The 1,474-nt window shown below is 33.4% G+C and carries 2 protein-coding genes; both read left to right on the top strand.

Going from position 1 to position 1,474, the window contains the following annotated elements; genetic code table 11:
* The first annotated feature begins 101 nt into the window (after positions 1-101).
* On the top strand, positions 102-839 hold the full coding sequence (locus U0839_RS08780; RefSeq protein WP_155565159.1) for a DNA/RNA non-specific endonuclease: 738 nt from the start codon (positions 102-104) through the stop codon (positions 837-839).
* A 129-nt stretch (positions 840-968) separates the two neighbouring features.
* A complete protein-coding gene (locus U0839_RS08785) occupies positions 969-1,376 on the top strand; it encodes a LysE family transporter (protein WP_196424840.1) in 408 nt (135 codons plus the stop codon).
* The last annotated feature ends 98 nt before the right edge of the window (positions 1,377-1,474 follow it).

Consider the following 1,474-nt stretch of genomic DNA (forward strand, 5'->3'; position numbering starts at 1 on the left):
TCTATCAGAAAAAATTGTCTTTATATTGTGCAATAGGTTCGCAGTAATTATGTATCAATCATTATTTTTTTAATGGACTAGATAAAGATTGAAGAGTAATTGTGAAAAAAAAGTTATTGGTTTTACTTTTTATTTTATTGGGATTTGGAATTTGTGTTCAAGCGCAAATTCCATGTCAAAATAAGTTTTTATATGGAAAACCGCCAGTTATTGAATGGCCGATAAAAACAGTCTGCTTCAAAGATTATGCCGCTTCTTTTTCAGATATAACTTTGGGGAATATTTATTCAGCTGAATTTTTGACAAAAAATCAGGTAATGGCCAGTAAGAATATGAAAAGATATGGTAAATTTGATAATCGTGATCCTGTTGTCAGGGATTACAGAGGATCAGGTTTTGATCGTGGTCATATGACGCCTAGTGGAGATATGCCTGATTATCAATCTCAGTTACAGACTTTTATCTCCAGTAATATTGTACCTCAGACAAAGCAGCTGAATAGTGGAAAATGGAACTGGATTGAACATAATGTAAGGAAAATGGCAATATCCTATGATCAGTTATATGTTATAACGGGTTCTTATTTTCAGGAACCGGTCAAAAGAATCGGTTATGACGGAGTATGGGTTCCTTATGCAGTCTGGAAAGCGGTTTATATTCCGTCCTTAAAAAAGGCTGGGGTTTATTTTTGTAAAAATTCACATAGGCCTGTATGTTATCGCATGAGTATAGCTTTTTTCATTTACAAAACCGGGATCGATCCTTTTCCAGCGTTATCCAATGATATCAAGGAAAATAAATTTCCCTTGCCTAAACCTGTTCGTCCAAGGGTTAAGTAATATTTTTTATATTTTGAAGACAAGAATTGAATTTAATATGGAATACTGTTTCTGACCTTTTTGAATAGTTAATGAGAATTTTATTGTATTATGCTTTTTATCAGCATATTTTTCATACACTTATGTGTATTGGTAGTACCGGGCCCTGATTTTCTATTAAATTCAAGAACAGGGTTAACAGGCAATAAAAAAGCTGTCATTCAAGTTGTAACGGGTACAACATTGGGGGCAATTATCTGGGCTTTGTTCTCGTTGTTGGGATTGCACCTTATTTTTCAATATTACCCTTTTTTACGAGAATTAGTTTTATTTGGCGGGTTAGTTTATTTATTTTATCTGGCATTTCAGATTTACAGATCGGCTGATTTACCATTGCCGGCAGAGCACGGCATTGGTCATTCATATTTTTTTACCGGATTGTTTACCAATTTAACCAACCCGAAAGCTTTACTTTATTTTTCAAGTATTTTTTCAATTATTCATTTTGGGTTAAATCCTTCCAATGTTTTTTTTTATTTTTATTATGATAACGCTTGAAACCCTGATCCGGTTTCTTTTTGTAGGATTGGCTTTTTCACATTCCGGGATACAGGCCTTTTATCAAATCTATAAGTCCAGGATAGATAGATTATCAG

Origin of the sequence: Commensalibacter sp. A3DC, assembly GCF_047307945.1 — a bacterium.
GTDB lineage: Bacteria > Pseudomonadota > Alphaproteobacteria > Acetobacterales > Acetobacteraceae > Commensalibacter > Commensalibacter melissae.